Annotated in this window: 16 protein-coding genes and 1 other annotated feature; of the genes, 5 read left to right on the forward strand and 11 right to left on the reverse strand. The window is 57.3% G+C overall.

The window, feature by feature from the left end; translation table 11 throughout:
• Positions 1 to 145: 145 nt before the first annotated feature.
• Positions 146 to 1,126 (forward strand): putative LacI family regulatory protein, encoded by a 981-nt coding sequence (locus tag KPHS_13720; protein YP_005225672.1) that lies wholly within the window; start codon positions 146 to 148, stop codon positions 1,124 to 1,126.
• Between the two features lie 3 nt (positions 1,127 to 1,129).
• Here the strand turns inward: KPHS_13720 and KPHS_13730 are convergent, their stop codons facing one another.
• Together KPHS_13730 and KPHS_13740 are read right to left on the reverse strand one after the other, a co-directional pair.
• Positions 1,130 to 2,374 carry a putative transport gene (locus tag KPHS_13730; protein YP_005225673.1) on the reverse strand — a complete coding sequence of 415 codons (1,245 nt, stop codon included), beginning with the start codon at positions 2,372 to 2,374 and terminating at the stop codon, positions 1,130 to 1,132.
• Between the two features lie 70 nt (positions 2,375 to 2,444).
• A complete protein-coding gene (locus tag KPHS_13740) occupies positions 2,445 to 3,872 on the reverse strand; it encodes a major facilitator superfamily transporter MFS_1 (protein ID YP_005225674.1) in 1,428 nt (475 codons plus the stop codon).
• Positions 3,873 to 3,980: 108 nt separating this feature from the next.
• Here KPHS_13740 and KPHS_13750 point away from each other — a divergent pair, with 108 nt between their 5' ends.
• The 4 genes from KPHS_13750 (at position 3,981) to KPHS_13780 (ending at position 9,372) form a co-directional block, all read left to right on the forward strand.
• Entirely contained in the window at positions 3,981 to 4,847 is an 867-nt protein-coding gene (locus tag KPHS_13750) for a helix-turn-helix domain-containing protein (protein YP_005225675.1), read from the forward strand.
• Between the two features lie 665 nt (positions 4,848 to 5,512).
• Positions 5,513 to 6,547 carry a putative permease gene (locus KPHS_13760; RefSeq protein ID YP_005225676.1) on the forward strand — a complete coding sequence of 345 codons (1,035 nt, stop codon included), beginning with the start codon at positions 5,513 to 5,515 and terminating at the stop codon, positions 6,545 to 6,547.
• A gap of 96 nt (positions 6,548 to 6,643) precedes the next feature.
• On the forward strand, positions 6,644 to 7,069 hold the full coding sequence (locus KPHS_13770; RefSeq protein ID YP_005225677.1) for a putative inner membrane protein: 426 nt from the start codon (positions 6,644 to 6,646) through the stop codon (positions 7,067 to 7,069).
• Positions 6,644 to 9,372, forward strand: a sequence feature (potential frameshift: common BLAST hit: gi|152969117|ref|YP_001334226.1| putative inner membrane protein). Its footprint overlaps the gene before it by 426 nt.
• Complete coding sequence (locus KPHS_13780) at positions 7,261 to 9,372, forward strand: putative inner membrane protein (protein ID YP_005225678.1); 2,112 nt, start codon at positions 7,261 to 7,263, stop codon at positions 9,370 to 9,372. Its footprint overlaps the feature before it by 2,112 nt.
• Positions 9,373 to 9,424: 52 nt before the next feature.
• Here KPHS_13780 and KPHS_13790 read toward each other — a convergent pair whose 3' ends face one another.
• The 9 genes from KPHS_13790 to KPHS_13870 form a co-directional block, all read right to left on the reverse strand.
• Entirely contained in the window at positions 9,425 to 10,411 is a 987-nt protein-coding gene (locus KPHS_13790; RefSeq protein ID YP_005225679.1) for a putative phosphosugar isomerase, read from the reverse strand.
• A gap of 64 nt (positions 10,412 to 10,475) precedes the next feature.
• Positions 10,476 to 11,537: a putative inner membrane protein gene (locus KPHS_13800; RefSeq protein YP_005225680.1), complete on the reverse strand. Its 1,062-nt coding sequence runs from the start codon at positions 11,535 to 11,537 to the stop codon at positions 10,476 to 10,478.
• Between the two features lie 17 nt (positions 11,538 to 11,554).
• Positions 11,555 to 12,409 (reverse strand): putative transport protein, PTS system, encoded by an 855-nt coding sequence (locus KPHS_13810; protein YP_005225681.1) that lies wholly within the window; start codon positions 12,407 to 12,409, stop codon positions 11,555 to 11,557.
• Between the two features lie 2 nt (positions 12,410 to 12,411).
• Entirely contained in the window at positions 12,412 to 13,155 is a 744-nt protein-coding gene (locus KPHS_13820; RefSeq protein ID YP_005225682.1) for a putative inner membrane protein, read from the reverse strand.
• 14 nt (positions 13,156 to 13,169) lie between these two features.
• Positions 13,170 to 13,640 (reverse strand): putative transport protein, PTS system, encoded by a 471-nt coding sequence (locus KPHS_13830; RefSeq protein ID YP_005225683.1) that lies wholly within the window; start codon positions 13,638 to 13,640, stop codon positions 13,170 to 13,172.
• Positions 13,633 to 14,067: a putative transport protein, PTS system gene (locus tag KPHS_13840; protein YP_005225684.1), complete on the reverse strand. Its 435-nt coding sequence runs from the start codon at positions 14,065 to 14,067 to the stop codon at positions 13,633 to 13,635. Before KPHS_13840 ends, KPHS_13830 begins: the two co-directional genes overlap by 8 nt.
• A gap of 247 nt (positions 14,068 to 14,314) precedes the next feature.
• Entirely contained in the window at positions 14,315 to 14,968 is a 654-nt protein-coding gene (locus KPHS_13850; protein YP_005225685.1) for a dihydropteridine reductase/oxygen-insensitive NAD(P)H nitroreductase, read from the reverse strand.
• Positions 14,969 to 15,087: 119 nt separating this feature from the next.
• A complete protein-coding gene (locus tag KPHS_13860; protein YP_005225686.1) occupies positions 15,088 to 15,456 on the reverse strand; it encodes an MmcQ/YjbR family DNA-binding protein in 369 nt (122 codons plus the stop codon).
• Positions 15,453 to 16,037, reverse strand: a complete 585-nt coding sequence (locus tag KPHS_13870; RefSeq protein ID YP_005225687.1) for a TetR/AcrR family transcriptional regulator — start codon at positions 16,035 to 16,037, stop codon at positions 15,453 to 15,455. Before KPHS_13870 ends, KPHS_13860 begins: the two co-directional genes overlap by 4 nt.
• Positions 16,038 to 16,126 lie beyond the last annotated feature (89 nt).

Genomic DNA, 16,126 nt, shown 5'->3' on the forward strand with positions numbered 1-16,126 from the left:
CGTCATGTTTTGCAAAAGCGGTTAACGTCCTGGCATCGCAAAAGCGTAAGGCTCCCAGTTCGCACGCAGCCCGGCTAGCGGCGCGGGCTGCGCTCATTTATGATAGCCTGCAGGATCCACCTCTATCGCAGGAAGTGCAGGGTTTATGTCTATTCAGAAAATTGCTCGTCTGGCCGGCGTCTCGGTGGCCACGGTGTCGCGGGTGCTGAACAACAGCGATACGGTAAAAGCCAAAAACCGTGAGCGCGTGCTGCAGGCGATCAAAGAGAGCAACTATCAGCCGAACCTGCTGGCGCGTCAGCTGCGAACCGCCCGCAGCAATATGATCCTGGTGATGGTCTCCAATATCGCTAACCCCTTTTGCGCCGAGGTGGTGAAGGGGATAGAAGAAGAGGCGGAGAAGAATGGCTACCGCATTCTGCTGTGTAACTCCGGGTCGGATCTGGCCCGCTCGACCTCGGGCCTGCAGCTGCTCTCCGGCAAAATGGTCGACGGCATTATTACCATGAACGCGCTCTCCAGCCTGCCGGAACTGACCACCATGATTGGCGATGCGCCCTGGGTGCAGTGCGCGGAGTATGCCGACACCGGCAGCATCTCCTGCGTCGGGATTAACGACGTCGAGGCGGCTCAGGGGGCGGTGTCCCGACTGGCCGATAGCGGCCGCCGCCGCATCGCGCTCATTAATCACGACCTCAGCTATCGCTATGCCCGTCTGCGCGAGCGCGGCTATAAAAGCGTGCTGCACGTGCACGGTCTGGCGTATCAGCAGGTGACCTACGCGCAGGATCTTAGCGCGGCGGCCGGTAAACGGGCGATGGAGCAACTGCTGTCGCAAGACGAGAAGCCCGATGCGGTGTTTGCCGTTTCGGACTCCCTCGCCGCCGGGGCGCTGCGGGCTATCGCCCAGGCCGGACTACGGGTGCCGGGGGATATCGCGGTGATCGGCTTCGATGGCACCGAGCTGGCGGAAGTGGTCTCCCCGCAGCTGACCACCGTCGAACAGCCCTCCCGGGCGATCGGCCGTACGGCGGTGTCTCTACTGATGAAACGCATCGACGATCCCGACGCTGCCGTCGAGCGGGTGATGATGGACTGGCGCGTGATAGACCGCGCCAGCGTCTGAGGATCAGCGGGAGAAGGCGCCGGTCAGCGCGCGAATATCGTTGCCGGTGGGCGTTTGATGAATGCGTAAGCCAAACTCATCCACCACAGCGAAGACATGGTCGAAAATGTCCGCCTGGATCCCTTCATATTCCGCCCATACCACGGTGTTGGTGAAGCAGTAGATCTCGATCGGCAAGCCGTTGGCATCCGGCGCCAGCTGGCGCACCATCAGGGTCATATCCTGGCGGATGCGCGGATGATGGCGTAAATACTCCTGCAGATAGGCGCGGAAGGTGCCGACATTGGTCATTCGCCGCTCATTGAGAACCGACTGTTCCCCGGCGTACTGCTGGTTCCAGGCGCTTATCTCTTCGTGGCGTGAATCCATATAGGGTTTAAGTAATTTCGCCCGGATCAGGCGCTGCTGCTCCTGTTCATCAAGAAAATGAATGCTGGTGGTGTCGATGTTAAGGCTGCGTTTGATGCGGCGGCCGCCGGAGGCCGACATGCCGCTCCAGTTTTTAAACGAGTCAGAGACCAGCGACCAGGTCGGAATGGTGGTGATGGTATTGTCCCAGTTGCGCACCTTGACCGTGGTGAGGCCGATATCGATCACCGCGCCGTCGGCGCCGTACTTTGGCATCTCCAGCCAGTCGCCAAGCTTGAGCATATCGTTGGCCGAGAGCTGAATACCGGCCACCAGACCGAGGATCGGATCTTTAAACACCAGCATCAGCACCGCGGCCATCGCGCCGAGCCCGCTAATCAGGATCGCCGGTGACTGGCCTATCAGCAGGGAAATAATCAGGATGCCGATAATAATCGCCGTCACCAGCTTAATCCCCTGGAATATGCCCTTCAGCGGCAGCTGTGAGGCGGCGGGAAATTTCTGCGCCAGCTTTAAAATGACATCCAGCAGCGAGAAGAAGGACAGCATGGCATATATCATCACCCATAGCTGGGCCACGGTGGTTAATATTTCCGCGGCCTCGCTGCCTTTTTGCAGCCACAGCACCGCCTGGACGTTGACGATGATCCCCTGCAGGGTAAAGGCCAGTCGGTGAAAGAGTTTATTCTGCGTGATGATTTGCAGCCACAGATGGCTGCTGGCCAGCGCCCGTTTTTCAAATGCGCGCAGGACCACTTTGTGCAATATCAGATGCACGACCACGGCGGTGAACAAGATAATGCCGAAGATAATCATCAGCGAGCGGGTGGGGGTTATTTCGATTCCTAAGGCGGCAATTTGCGATATTAATTCCTGCATAACGTCTCCTGAATATCCAGCGGGTATGATGACCGCTGGATAGCTATTATGCAAATTACCGCCGCCGGTATTACGAGGCCACCGTCGCCGGCTGTCGGTTGAGATGATGGCGTAGCCACAGCGCTATCGCCCCCAGCAACAGCATCATGGCCACCTCGACCAGCAGAAAATCAATCAGCGCCTGCGGATAGTTTCCGCCGCCGCGACGGGCCAGCGCCAGGAACAGCGAACCAAGGATAGCCGGTCCGAGACCGAGGGTCGCCTGCTGCAGGGTGCTGAGGATTGCGCTCCCGGCCCCGGCGTCGCTGGCGCTGATATCGCGCATACCAATCCGATAAAAGCTGTTGACGATCAGCGCCTGGCCATAGCCGATCAGCGCCGTGGCGGGAACCAGCGTCAGGGCGTTGGTGGCGACGCCGAAGCGGGAGAAGGTGGCGCACAGCAGCAGGAGACCGGCGATCTGCACCGCCAGACCGGTCAGCAGGATCCGCCCCATGCTGTAGCGGGCGATAAGCCGCGGGGCATACAGCGCCGAAATAAAATAGGCCACGCCGAGGGCGATAAAGCTATTGCCGGACTGCCACGGCGCCATCCCCAGCCCCTCCTGCATGGTCAGCGCCATGCAGAACATAAAGCCGGACCAGGCGCCGAAAAACAGCAGGGCGATGGCCATCCCGAAGCGGATGCTGGTCAACTGCAGCAGACGCGGCGGCAGCAGAGGATGGTCGCCACGCTGCTGCTGGCGCAGGGCGCTCTGACGCATGGCGAACAGCAGCGGCAGGACCGCCACCAGCATCAGCTGCAGCCACAGCGGCCAGTGCAGCTCCGGACCGAGGGCCATCGGGAACAGCAGGCAGCAGAGGATCAGCGCGAGGTACAGCGTACCCTGCCAGTCAATCCGCGACGGCGTCTCGCGACGGGTTTCCGGCACATAGCGGCGGCTCAGAGCCAGCACCAGCAGGCAGATCGGCACATTGATAAAAAAGGCGTTGCGCCAGCCCAGCCCGGCGATGTCCGCCGACACCAGCCAGCCGCCGCCCATCTGACCGACGATAAAGGCGATCCCGCCGATCCCGCCATACAGGCTGATGGCCCGGGCGTGGGCGGGGCCTTTGAGGGTGACGTGCAGGGTCGCGAGGATCTGCGGCACAATCAGCGCCGCCCCGGCGCCCTGCAGGGTGCGGGCCGCCAGCAGGGCGCCGATGCTGTTCGCCATCCCGCACAGCAGGGAAGCGATGCCAAAGAGGGCGACGCCCCACATAAACAGGCGCCGGCGGCCATAGTTATCGCCAAGCTTACTGCCCATCGCCAGGCAGACGGCAAAGGCGACGCCGTACAGCGCGACGATAAGCTCCAGCTGCGTGGCGCTGGCCGCCAGGGTGTGGGTGATGGCGTCCAGCGCCACATTGGTGATCGAGGTATCAATAAGCGGCAGCATCTGGCCGCTCAGCAGCAGCAACAGACCGGCGCGGCCGGGTGAAACAGCAGACGTATTCATGGGATTCTCCATTGCGTCATTCAGCAGACCGACGTAGCATTACCGATAAATTAAACGGGTACCAGTTCCTGTCTATACTGGTATTGGCACTACTATGCTGGAGGGGTGATGACCACGATGCCGCAACGGGAGTCGACGATCGCCGTGCCGGACGATCGACGCAAACAGCTGGGGGCCTTTCTGCGCGCCCGCCGTGAAAGCCTCGATCCGCAGCGCCTGGGGTTGCCCCGGGTGGGCCGCCGGCGCACGCCGGGTCTGCGCCGGGAAGAGGTGGCGATGCTCGCCGACGTCGGCGTTACCTGGTACACCTGGCTGGAGCAGGGGCGGGAGGTGAATCCGTCGGAGGCGGTGCTGGTGGGGGTGGCGAATGCCCTGCAGTGCAGTCCGCTGGAGACCCGGCATCTGTTCGTGCTCGCCGGGCTGACCCCGCCGGAAGCCACCCAGGTGACGGTGTGCGAAGGCATCAGCCCAGGGACCCGCCGGATGCTGGACAGCCTGATGCCGCAGCCGGCCAGCATTCAGAAACCGAACTTTGATATTGTGGCGTGGAACGACAGCTTCTGCCGCCTGATGGGCATCGATTTCGCCACCCTCCCGGAAGAAGATCGCAACTGCATTTATCTCTATCTGACCCATGAGACCTGGCGCAGCCGGATCGAAAATCGCGATGTGCTGCCGACCTTCGTCTCCTATTTCCGCGCCGCGATGGCCGAGCACCGCGGCGATCCGGCGTGGGAAAACAAACTGGCGCGCTTTTTCGCCGCCTCGTCGGAGTTTGAAGCGCTGTGGCATCAGCGCTACGAGGTGCGCGGCGTGGAAAACCAGATTAAACATTTTAACCACCCGCAGCTCGGGCGATTCAGCCTGCAGCAGATGTACTGGTATTCGGCGCCGCGCAACGGCTCGCGCCTGCTGGTCTACCTGCCGATGGACGAGGCGGGCGAGCAGGCGCTGGCGTGGCTGGACCAACATTAATCACAGGGAATCAGATGGCTGGCAATGTGCCATCTTCGGGTATTGCCCGGCCGGCGCTGCTGGACGGTTCCCTTTCCCTCCGGGAGTAGGGGAGGGAAAGCACTGTCGGGAAGTCCTGTATGTGATCTACGACTTCAGCACACATTGCGCTCCCGATACGCCTTCTGCGTTATGTCACTCATGGCGCAGGGAGCGCACAGGGGGCACCAGTCGCCGCCGCCCCCTGTACCCCCGGGCTCCGGCCAGCAACATCGCCGCTGCGCGGTGCCTTCGACTTATCCCTGCAGGCTTCGGGTCGGGCCGAGGCAGCGTCCATGCAAAACACGGCCCTCAGCCCGCATCCATGCGGGCTGCCCCGGCCTGCCGGGAACGTCTCAGCGATGTTGAGGCCGCAACACCGGCAGTTTCAGTCGCACAAGTGGGTAAGTTAACGGCTGGCTGATACGGACCGTAGGCCGGGTAAGGCGCCAGCCGCCACCCGGCAATAAAGCGGCTCCGTGCCTGATATCATGCTCGGCGGCGCTGCGCTTACGCGGGCTTACGGTAAGGAGTAACAATCTGATATATAAATGGTTAAGTAGGCCGGGGAGGGCGACAGCCGCTGCCCGGCAGAAAGGCGAGCATATTAGCGAAAACAGGTTTGTCATCAGTCTCAAGGAATGCCTATGAACGTAACCCGAAAAGAGCAGCGCATTATTCAGCGCGCGCTGAATGCCTGGCAGGCCAGCGGGGAGTTAACCCCCTCGGACAGCCAGCGGCTGGCGCAAACGATGCGCGTCTCCCCCTTCGACTGGCGGCGCCTGAGCCGCTATGCCTTCTGGACCGCGCTGGCCTGCGTGCTGATTTCCCTGGGCAGTCTGTTCGCCGACAGCGAGCTGGTGGCGTGGCTGCTGAGCCTGTTCAGCCACTCGGCGCTGATGCGGATCCTGCTGCCTGCGCTGCTGGCAGTCGTCTGCTACGGCTGGGGTTTTCGCCGCCAGCGGCGGGAGACGCAGTGGCACTACAGCACCGAGGCGATTTTGTTTCTGGGCGTCGTCTTTACCGCGGTGGCGCTATGGCAGCTTGGCGAACGGCTGGATAACGGCAGCGGCCATATCGCACCGCTGTTTCTGGCCGGATGCGTGATTTACGGTGCCATTGGCTATATTGCCCGCTCCGGGCTGGTGTGGCTCTTTTTTCTGCTGGCGCTGGGCAACTGGTTCGGCGCGGAAACCGGCTACGTCTCGGGGTGGGGCGCCTACTGGCTGGGCATGAACTACCCGATTCGCTTCGTCCTGTTCGGCGGCGCGCTGCTGGCGCTCTGCTACGGCGCGCAATCCCTGCTTCGCCAGCGGCAGCTGTTTACCGTCAGCAAGGCGATGGGCCTCACGTACCTGTTTATTGCGCTGTGGATCATGTCGATTTTCGGCAATTACGACGCAGACAGCTGGTACCAGGTGAGCCAGGCGCGACTCCTGCCGTGGGGGCTGCTGTTTGCCGTAGCGGCCGGCGTCTGCATTTTTATCAGCCTGAAAACCGATGACGGAATGCTGCGCGGCTTCGGACTAACCTTCCTGGCGATCAATCTCTATACCCGTTTCTTTGAGTTTTTCTGGAACGGGATGCACAAAGTGCTGTTTTTCCTGATCCTTGCCGTCTCGCTGGCGGTGATTGGCCGCTATGCCGAGCGCATCTGGCATGCGGGGAACGTTAAGCCATGAAAAATTAAGCGTTTTTAAAGAAGTGTGGCTGGCGGCAGCGACGTCCTGCGCGAATTGTCGTATAAGCGAATTTTACGCTTTTGACAGGGGAGCGAGATGAATAAGGAGTCGATTTTTCGCCAACTAGAACAACGGATCGCCGGGCGAGCGCTGACGGCGGAAGCGCTGGGCGAGTTTAACGCTATGGCCATCGCCGATAGCTTGAAGCAAAAACGCAGCATCATCAGCCATCATCTGAATAATCTCCATCGCGAGCAGCGGGTGGTCAAAGTGAACGGTCGCCCGGTGCTGTTTTTACCCGTTACCGTTCTGCGCGATCATCACCGCCTGGCGGTTCGGCACGGCGAATACGCCTCCATTCAGGCGCTGTGCGCGGATCGTCAGGATAGTCTGGCGCAGCTGATTGGCGCGCAGGGCAGCCTGCAGGAAGCATTGCGCCAGTGCAAGGCTGCCATCAGCTACCCTGGCGCAGGTCTGCCGCTGCTGCTGCGGGGCCCTACTGGCACCGGGAAAGTTTTCTAGCTCGCCAGCTCTGGCACTACGCAATAGATGAAGGTATTTTACCTGCCGATGCGCCTTTTACCGTATTTAACTGCGCCGAGTACGCGAATAATCCAGAACTACTGACCTCGAAGTTATTTGGTCATGCGAAGGGGGCCTTTACCGGCGCCGATAAGGCCGTTCCTGGTCTTATCGAGACCAGCAACGGCGGGGTGTTGTTTATCGATGAGGTTCATCGGCTGCCGCCCGAAGGCCAGGAAAAGTTGTTTCATTTTATGGATAACGGTAGCTGGCGCCGGCTGGGGGAGAGCGCCGACGAGCGCAGCGCCACGGTGCGGCTAATTTTTGCTTCAACCGAGGATCTGGAAAAACACTTCCTGGCGACCTTTATTCGCCGTATTCCGGTGATTGTAAAAATTCTGCCGATCGCTGAACGCGGCCAATTCGAGCGGCTGGCGTTTATCCACCACTTTTTCCGCCGTGAAGCCCAGCGTTTGAACCACGATCTGGCGCTGGATGGCGAAATCGTCAGCCAGCTAATGCGTGAAACGCTTGAAGGAAATGTCGGTGGGCTGGAAAATTTGATTCGCAATATTTGCGCCAGCGCCTGGACATTTGGCGAACGTGATAGCGGTCTTTTACATATAAAAGCGGGTTTGCTGCCCGACCGATTACTGGCGGATGCGCCTTTTACCCTTCAGCAAAATAGCGAGCGGGTTATGATTTACCGCGATGGCGACGCGCAGCCTCTTTTTTCTGGTCGTCACCATGAATACCAACGGCTAACGGAAAATATTTGTAGCCTGTGCGAGGAGTTGGCTCAGGATAATATTAGCGTGCGGACCTTTGAAAAGCTTATTTATCAGAACGTGACGCTCTATCTTGATGCGCTGATGAATCAGGAGAGTACGGTCTCTCTGCAGGACAAACGGCTGCGCTTTATTGAAGATGTGGGCAAAGCAATCGCTGTCAATTATGACCTTCAGCTAAATGTCGAATTCGCTTATCTTACCGGCCGCTACCTCACCAGCCTCCCTCTGGCGCCGCGCAGCGTTGCTGAGCCCGTGCGTCTGGTGATGCAGCGCTGGCTGGACTCCTCGGCGGGGCTGGCGCAACGCATCGCGGAGAAACTACTGGATGTCGTCAATAATAAATACGATCTGCTCATCGATACGCTTGACCGTCTGGCGATTACCGCCATTGTCAGTAATGCTATCGATGCGACCAGCGGCGGAAAAGTGAAAGCGCTGATAATCGCCCACGGTTATTCGACCGCCAGCAGCATTGCCGGCGTTGCCAACCGCCTGATTGGCGAGAAGATCTACCAGGCCATGGATATGCCGATGGAGGTGGCGTTTAACGATGTCAGTCGCGCCGTGGTTGATTATCTCCAGCATACGGACACGCGTGCGGGTGTGATGGTGCTTATTGATATGGGCTACACCAAGGAGATTGCCGATGCGCTTTTGTCGGTGATTAACGGCCCGCTGGTAGTGGTGGATAACGTCACGACCCGCATGGCGCTGAACGTTGCCAGCGAGATCGCGTTGGGAAAAAACATCGAACAAATCGCCGAAGAGATCGTGCCGCTTAATCAGTCGCGTTGGGATGTGTTCTGGCCCGCAGAAAAAAAAGAGCGTGTGCTGCTGGTGACCTGTATTACAGGTATCGGTACCGCATTTAAATTTAAAAATCTGATGGAGAAGAGCCTGCTCAACGATTTTGATATTAACATCATCGCCTGCGAGTATACGCGCTTAAAAAACAGTCGTACGGCGGTATCGTTGCTCCACCAGTATGAAGTTATTGCGGTCGTGGGTACCCACGACCCGCAGCTGGCCGGAGTGCCCTGGGTTGGCATTGAGGAACTACTTGGCGAGCAGGGGCATCGACATCTGAGTCAGCTCTTAAGCGGCTATCTTAATGAAAAGCAAATTGCGCTGATTAATAAAAATATGGTTCGTGAGTTTTCACTGCATAACGTTGTCAACTCTCTGACGATACTGAATGCTGGAAAAACCATGGGCCATATCGAAACCATTATCGCTGAGTGGCAAAATACGCTTGGTTTTCATTTTAATAATAACTTAATTATCAGTTTATATGTGCATCTCAGCTGTATGATTGAGCGTTTGGTAATGCGTAATGAAATTAGCCATTATAAAGATCTTGAGCAATTTACCCGCCAGCATGGTGAATTTATTGCCATGGTGAATCACTCGTTCCAGCGCCTGAAAATACTCTATAACGTGGCGCTACCGGTAGCGGAAATTGGCTATATTCACGATATTTTTGAATTACGTATTGAAGATTTTAGCTGGTAATCCTCAACGCAGCCCCGGAGAATTACGCCGGGGCTGGCAGGCGGTTAGCGAATCAATATTCGACTTTCCACATATAGCGGCGGGTGGTCAGCGGGTGGTTGCGAGCGGTGGCCAGCGCCAGGTTGTAAACATCCAGTACGCAGTTGTGCAGCAGGCCGCAGAAATATTCGCGCACGCTGGCGTGCAGTGCGTCGATTCCCACCTTTTCCACGTCAATAATCTGCAGTTTTCCCTGGTAACGTTCGATAAAGCGGATCGCGCGATCATCCAGCGGGCGGGTGCGGCCGCTGCTTTTTAATAAAATAAACGGCGTTCCCGTTTCGGTAATCTCAAAGGGGCCGTGGAAATACTCGCCGCTGTGGATGCTGGCGGAGTTAATCCACTGCATCTCCAACAGAATACAGATGGATTCCTGATGCGCGGCGCCGAATGAGGGGCCGCTGCCCATCATGTAGATGACTTTTTCGCTCTTCCAGGCTTCGGCAAAATGGCGCGCATCCGCCTGAACCTGCTGCTGAGCGCCGCGTACCACGGATTCAAAACTGGCAAAGGCGCTGACCATCTCATCGTAATGGGCGTATCCCTCAGTTTGCGCAAGCACTTCCAGCGCCAGCCACAGGCTGTATGCCGCTTTTTGCTGCGTCGGATCGACGGTTTCGGGATAGCGCGCCCAGCAGTATTCAATAGTGTAATCGCTGTGTTCGCACAGCGGCGTGCCGGGGGTATATACCAGTCCAATAGTGGCGGCGCCTTTCTGACGCGCGATGCGGGCGGCTTCCACCGTTTCAGCGGTGTTGCCCTGCTGCGAGGCGAGGATCACTACGCTGTTTTTACCTAACGCGTTCGGCGTCGCATGGACAAATTCATTACTGGTAACATAGCCGACGGCCAGCTTTTTAGCTTCACAATCGAGAAAATATTTCCCCGGCCAGAAACCGGTTAATGAACCACCGCAGCCAACAAACCATACGCGCTCAATGTGCTGCTTAGATAAAATATCGCGAATAATAGTATGTGCGTTTTGATGAGCTATAGACATATTGGTCTCCTTGGGATGTAACGGGTCCTCCGCTGAAACGCGGATAACTTTTACTATGCGTCAATTAATTGAGTTGTTTACTTTTCATTTTCTGGTGGAAATGCGGATCCTTCGGTATTGCGGGATCGATGCCCTTCACTGGCGGCAGTCGGGCACAAACCATTTGTAACGGAATAATATATTCAAAGACCGCAAAGTCGGGATCGTTAATAAATGCGAAGGGCATATTTTTGCCGTTATTTTCGACTTGTGGACCAATGCGATAAATATGCTGAGTCCAGCCGCCAAGTATTTCCGCCAGGCGATCCTGACGCTCATCGGGAAACGGATCGAGCATGATCAGGGTAGAGCGCTCGTCGAAGGCGTTATAGATCCCGTGGATGAACTCCTCAAATTCGTAACCGGCAACCGGACAGCGTAGCGTTTCAAGCATCTTTAGCGCACCTTCCTGAACGGTGCCAAACAGCCTTGCCGGACCGGTCAGGCGAATGTCCGCGCTGTCGATAAGCGGTCGGGCATGATTGAGAACCCACGCCTGCGAGGCCTCAATGAGCGTAGGCAAATGATTAAACGTGGTATCCATGCGGACGAGTAGCGCCTTGCGCTCCTCATCGCTCAGGCGCCGCTGGCGACTGGCGACAGCAAGCCCCAGCAGCATCAGATTAAGTATGGTGCAGTGATACCCTTTGGTTTTGGCGCCAGCCCGCTCTTCTCCACAGGGTACTGTTAAGACCAAATCTGCCGCCCGGTCGATAACGGCTGGCGCTTCCCCGGCCATGGAAGCGGTAAGATGCCCGGCTGCCCGGGCGCGTTCCATTGCGGCGAGGGTAGAGAGGCTGCCGCCTCCCTGAGAAATGCCGATGACCAGCGCTTTGTCGCTGAGGGTCAGCGCCGAATCATCCAGCAGAAAAGGCCAGTAGACATCAACGGGTAGCCCGCACCACTGCTGCATAAACGAGCGGGCGGTCAGCGCGCCGTGATAAGAGGTACCGGAGCCGGTCAGGATAATACGCGTGACGCCGCGCTCCGTTAGCGCTTTTGCCGCCTGCCAGAGATCTTCCCGCGTCTGCGTCAGCATAGCGAGCAGACAGGCGGGTGTTTCATTCATATAGTCTTCTACGTGCATGGGTGATATTCCTCTTCTTAAAGCAGGCCTAGCGCGCTGGCCGCCATGCCAAACGCGACGGTTCCTAGCAGGATCCAGTTAATATTGACTCCCTTGCGGATCAACTTGTACATCCCAAGGGTGAAAAGCAGCGGCAGCAGCGAAGGAAGTATTTTGTCAATAAACTCCTGCGCCTTCATGGTGGTCTGCCCGGCGGTAAAGCTGAGCGGGGTGGTGATATCTATCATGCTGGCGGTCATCGCGCCGACGACCATGAGGCCAACAATTGATGCGATATAGGTCACCCGGTCCATAAGGCCGCTTTGGTAAATTCTCATCAGCCAGGTCGTACCCGCCCGGTAGCCGAGCTTCAGGCCATACCAGCGGCACAAAAGATGCGGCAGGTTATAAACTAACAGCGCCAGTATCGGTCCCAGCAGGCTGCCCTGCTGGGCGAAATAGATACCCATCCCGGCGGCGATAACCTTTAATGATCCCCAGAATATGGAGTCGCCGATGCCCGCCAGCGGCCCCATCAGGCTGGTTTTAATCGCGTTTATCGACTCCTCATTAAATTCTGGGTTACGCTGGTTCTCTTCTTCCATGGCAATCGACAGGCCGAAGATAAAGGTCGAGAGATGGGGCGTGGTGTTAAACAGCACCAGATGACGCTGCAGGGCGCGCCCCAGCTCCGTTGGGTCCTGATAGATGCGCTTCAGGGCTGGCGACATTGCGAAGGCATAGCCCATATGCTGCTGGCGCTCGTAGTTCCAGGAGCCCTGTAGCGTAAAGGAGCGCCAGAACACGCTGCGTAAATCGCGGGCGGTGATGCGGCTTGCATCATCGCTTTGCGGCTGGGTAGCGCCAGCCACAGTTTGCGTCATTTCGCTCATGATTAGCTCTCCTGCTGATTAAGATTAAGGAACTGGCTGATGATAAATGCCAACACCACAGCGAACAGCGCGATGGCGATAATATCCAGTTTGGTATATGCCGCTATCAGAAATCCCAGACCGAGGTACGGCATCAGTTTGCTGCTGAGCATCATGCTGATCAGCAGGGCGAAGCCGAGCGCTGGCAGGATCTTACTGGCGACGATCAATCCATTGGTTATCACCGGTGGAATGGCCTCCAGGAACCAGCTTACCGCCGAAGAACCAAGCAGAATGGCAAAAAATACCGGTAGAAATCCGTTTAAAAAATAGAGTAGCGTCGGACCGGCGAGGTGCATCAGGCCGACCATTCGGGTATTACCCTGTGCCGCATAGCGGTCCGCCAGATGACCAAAGCGGGCGTTCACCACGCGCACCAGGATTCCCAGCGTCTGCGCCAGCATTGAGACAGGGATGGCGATGGTGAGCGCAGCCTCTGGACCACGACCGGACATGATCGAAAACGCGGTGGCCAATACGGAGCCGGTCACGATATCTGGCGGGTGCGCGGCGCCGATGGCGACGTTGCCGAGGAAAATAAGCTCCAGCGTAGCGCCAATCAGAATCCCCTCATGTAAATTACCGCAGACCAGACCGGTGAGGGCGCACATCACCAGCGGTCGATCGATCATTGATACCCCAAGCAGGCGGCCATCAAGTATCCCCAGGGCAGCGATCAGTCCGAGTAACGTTGCGGTGAGCAACATAGTGACCTCCGAAGTTAAAGTTGGTCGTTAAGGAGTTCAGCCGAGTGGGCGGGTACCTGACGCATCTCCAGCCGAATACCTTTTTCTTTTAGCACTCTGCTATGGGCGATTTCCTCTTCGGTCAGATAGATGGCCTTGCCGAATTGTCTTGCCCCTTCCTTCTGTGGCAGACCGCCGTAATTAATTGCGCTAATTCCTGGGACTTTTTCCACTAGCGCGAGGGTTTCCGCAGTATTGCCCAGGACCACCATGACTTTTTTATGATCCAACTTGCCGCTGTTAAGCTTTTCCGCCGCCTGTTCAACGGTGGCGATGTCCAGCGTGACGCCCGCTGGCTTTGCCAGGTTAAGCGACATCGTAATGAAGGCATCCGCCGCGGCTTTGGCGTTGGCGACGATGATATGGTCGATATCCAGCGCTCGGGTCCAGGCAAAAACCACCTGGCCGTGCAGCAGCCGATAATCAATGCGCACGAGTTTAATCATGAGATTCTCCCTGTGGGTCAGAGGATGGTTGTGTTATTAGAGGATTGATGAAAACAATGGATTCACGCGCCGCGCTGGTGGCGTAGATAATCGCGGCCTCGGTAGTGGCTTCTTCGCACAGCAGAAACTCCAGCAGCAGAGTCAGATTGATGCCGGCGACCACGAAAACGTTGCGATGTCGCATCAAGACGCTCACGGCGCTATTGTTGATACTGCCGCCAAGCAGGTCGGTGAAGATCACCACTTCATCACCATTCGCCTGGACGATGAGATGCTCCAGGGTTTGCTCCAGCTGTTCGGTGGTCACGATATCTTCGTCATAGGCGCAGACCGGGATAACGCCGTGTTCGTCGCCAATCAGCAGCGACAAACTGTTCACCAGTCCGCGAGCAAAATGGCCGTGGCTGGCCACATAGATATGTTTCACCCGGTTTCTCCTTCATCCAGATAGCGGTATCTGTTAAGAGCAAAGGGCGTGCCAGAAATGAAAAGTATTATTTATCAATTAATTAAATCGTCTGGTTCACACTAAAGTCGTTATTCCTGGCACAAGCGGGATTATGAGCGCCAGAAACTTGGCACAAACGGCAGAAAAGAGGGGGAAAGAGTGGGTGAAGAAAGTCCCGGGCGAGACGCTGCTGCGCCATGGCCCGGGCGTTCCCGGCAGAAGGGAATTAAATCTCGGTAATGGTCGTCGACTGCGGCAGACGCGACTTCGGCAGGGTAGCGTTGAAATCTTCTACGCTATGGTGGCCGACCCGGACCACCACCAGGCTGGTGTAGCCCTGGGCTTTCAGGTCAAATTCCTCATCGAGGATCGCAAAATCGACCCCTTCAATCGGCACGGCGTCGAGACCCATCGCCGCTACGCCCAGCAGGAAATTGCCGACGTTGAGATACACCTGCTTTGCCATCCACTGATCGTCATCTTTCAGCTCTTTGCGGTGCATATCGGCAAAGAAAGTGCGACCCTTGTGGTTAGCGGCTTTTGCGTCCGGGGTGGCGAAACGGCCATCGGCCTCTTCCTGATCCACCACGCGCTGCAGCCAGGCGTCGTCCATCGCGGTTTTCGCGCAGAACACCACCACGTGCGAGGCGTCAAGAATTTTACGTTCGTTGAACACGTAGGTGCCGCTGGCGGCTTTCGCCACGCGAGCTTTCCCTTCATCGGTGCTGGCGACAATAAAGTGCCACGGCTGGGAGTTGGTGCTAGACGGGCTGTACTGCAGCAGCGTTTTCAGCTGTTCCGCTTCCCCGGCAGTCAGCTTTTTCGTGGCGTCAAAGGCCTTGGTGGAATAGCGCTTCAAAGCGACCGATACGATATCCATAACTCTTCCTCACAGTTTACAGCACCTTACCGGTGCGTTCAGGAGAGGAAGAGTACAGCGAAGATCGCAAAATGATAAGGGTGAAAAATGCGATAACACTTATCGCATTTGGCTGAAAATCAGCGCGGACGCAGGCGCTGCTGGGCCTTTTTACTCAGCTTGTTCACCACCTGATGCCACGAATCGTCAATCAGCTCGGCCAGCAGATCCTCGCTAATATCCTCTCCTGGCACCACCGTGATCCAGTGTTTCTTGTTCATATGGTAGCCGGGTTCGATACTGCGATAAATTTGCTGATTCAGCAGCGACTTCTGCGGCTCGGCTTTGAGATTGACCAGCGCCCGGCCGCGAATAGTCATGGTGATCATAAAGATGCGGCCGTCGACCTTAAACACGTCGTACTCTGGCCCAAAGGGCCAGCAGTGTTCGGTAAACGGGTAGGTCAGGGCGATACGGTGAGCGCAGGGATGCAGCATCTCAGGGGTCATTTGGCGTCCGCCTCATGCAGGGCGTGCCACATGGCTTCAAAGCCGAGGGCGATAATCTCCCGGGCGCGCTGCGGATCGTGGCTGGCGAATTCGATGGTGGTTTCCGCCAGCGACAGAAACAGGGCGTCGCCAAAGGCGCGGTACGCCTCGCTGAGGAATATCTCTTTCACCGACAGCTGGCACATTTCGTTGAGCTCCGGAAAGCTCTCTTTTACCTGGCGGCGGGTTTCGTCGGTGATGCGCTCGCTGAGCGCCATCCGGCGGATCGCTTTGTGCTCCATCGGGTTGCGCACGCCCCAGTCGATATAGCTGTTCCAGATATTGCGCGCGTTCTCTTTCGGGCGCTTCTCGTCCGGATCCAGCCCGGCGATCATTGTGCGCACCAGGCGCAGCTTAATCGCGAGGTACAGCTCGTTGAGCAACTCATCCTTGGTGGCGAAATAGCGAAACAGCGTTCCCTCGGCCACACCGGCGCTGCGGGCGATGGCCGACGTCGAGGCGGCTATGCCGGACTGGGCGAAAGCCGCGGTGGCAGCTTCCAGTAACGCTTGCTTTTTATCTTCACTCTTTGGACGAGCCACTACTTTTTTCCTCACGCAGGTTTAAACAAACCGCCGATCTTGGCACGTCTGACCAGGTCGCTGCAACGGCGGAACGCAAAAATTGAAAA

This window comes from Klebsiella pneumoniae subsp. pneumoniae HS11286 (genome assembly GCF_000240185.1).
Lineage (GTDB): Bacteria > Pseudomonadota > Gammaproteobacteria > Enterobacterales > Enterobacteriaceae > Klebsiella > Klebsiella pneumoniae.

Coding starts and splice junctions, on each gene's coding strand:
- KPHS_13720 (YP_005225672.1), top strand. CDS start 146: ATGTCTATTCAGAAAATTGCTCGTCTGGCCGGCGTCTCGGTGGCCACG.
- KPHS_13790 (YP_005225679.1), bottom strand. CDS start 10,411: ATGTCTATAGCTCATCAAAACGCACATACTATTATTCGCGATATTTTA.
- KPHS_13730 (YP_005225673.1), bottom strand. CDS start 2,374: ATGCAGGAATTAATATCGCAAATTGCCGCCTTAGGAATCGAAATAACC.
- KPHS_13860 (YP_005225686.1), bottom strand. CDS start 15,456: ATGACCCCTGAGATGCTGCATCCCTGCGCTCACCGTATCGCCCTGACC.
- KPHS_13750 (YP_005225675.1), top strand. CDS start 3,981: ATGACCACGATGCCGCAACGGGAGTCGACGATCGCCGTGCCGGACGAT.
- KPHS_13760 (YP_005225676.1), top strand. CDS start 5,513: ATGAACGTAACCCGAAAAGAGCAGCGCATTATTCAGCGCGCGCTGAAT.
- KPHS_13770 (YP_005225677.1), top strand. CDS start 6,644: ATGAATAAGGAGTCGATTTTTCGCCAACTAGAACAACGGATCGCCGGG.
- KPHS_13740 (YP_005225674.1), bottom strand. CDS start 3,872: ATGAATACGTCTGCTGTTTCACCCGGCCGCGCCGGTCTGTTGCTGCTG.
- KPHS_13830 (YP_005225683.1), bottom strand. CDS start 13,640: ATGATTAAACTCGTGCGCATTGATTATCGGCTGCTGCACGGCCAGGTG.
- KPHS_13850 (YP_005225685.1), bottom strand. CDS start 14,968: ATGGATATCGTATCGGTCGCTTTGAAGCGCTATTCCACCAAGGCCTTT.
- KPHS_13800 (YP_005225680.1), bottom strand. CDS start 11,537: ATGCACGTAGAAGACTATATGAATGAAACACCCGCCTGTCTGCTCGCT.
- KPHS_13820 (YP_005225682.1), bottom strand. CDS start 13,155: ATGTTGCTCACCGCAACGTTACTCGGACTGATCGCTGCCCTGGGGATA.
- KPHS_13810 (YP_005225681.1), bottom strand. CDS start 12,409: ATGAGCGAAATGACGCAAACTGTGGCTGGCGCTACCCAGCCGCAAAGC.